Here is a 619-nt window from a genome sequence, read left to right as displayed (position 1 = left end):
CCGGGCCAACCGGGCCGCGCCTCGGCCTACGCCCCGGGCTCCAACGCGGCCTTCGCCGCCGACGGCGGGGCTCCGGACGCCAACGGCCGCCGCTCGAAGGCCTTCGACGCCTCCGAGGGCACCAAGCTCGATCCCCTGAAGAACCGCAGCTACGACCTGAGCTCGCCCAAGACCGTGCCGCAGATGAAGAACCCGTGATCCGTTGAGGTCGCCGACGCCTGGGAGTTCCCAAGGAACCATCCGCAGGACGTGAGGCCGGCTTCGTTTTGGGCGAGGCGGGCGCCGGTGGTATGAGGCGCGCTTTCCAGACGGTGACGACGAACCCGTCTCAAGAAGGCCGCGCCCACCATCATGATCACCAGCATGACCGGCTTCGCCCGCGCCGCCGGCACCACGGGTCCGGTGCAGTGGGTCTGGGAGGTTCGCTCCGTCAACGGACGCGGCCTCGACGTCCGGGTGCGCGTGCCGAACGGCTTCGACGGGCCGGGCGAGGCCGCCCGCACCGCCCTGCAGAAGGCGCTGTCGAGCCTGTTGGCGGCCGCGATCACGCTGGTCTTCGCCGCGGTCAATCTCGGCTTCGGCGCCATCGCGGATTCCGTGCTCGGGCAATCGAGTGCGG

1 protein-coding gene and 1 pseudogene are annotated in these 619 nt (G+C 70.9%); both read left to right on the top strand.

The window, feature by feature from the left end:
* A pseudogene (locus tag FV217_RS22490) lies at positions 1 to 198 on the top strand (aminodeoxychorismate lyase); the annotation flags it as partial.
* Between the two features lie 153 nt (positions 199 to 351).
* A partial coding sequence (locus tag FV217_RS22485; RefSeq protein ID WP_348641982.1) for a YicC/YloC family endoribonuclease occupies positions 352 to 619 on the top strand: 268 nt, incomplete at its 3' end.

It is taken from the genome of Methylobacterium sp. WL9, assembly GCF_008040035.1.
GTDB classification, from domain to species: Bacteria; Pseudomonadota; Alphaproteobacteria; order Rhizobiales; family Beijerinckiaceae; genus Methylobacterium; species Methylobacterium thuringiense.
Note: the sequence above shows the minus strand (reverse complement) of the source record. Positions and strands in the feature narration are given on the sequence as shown.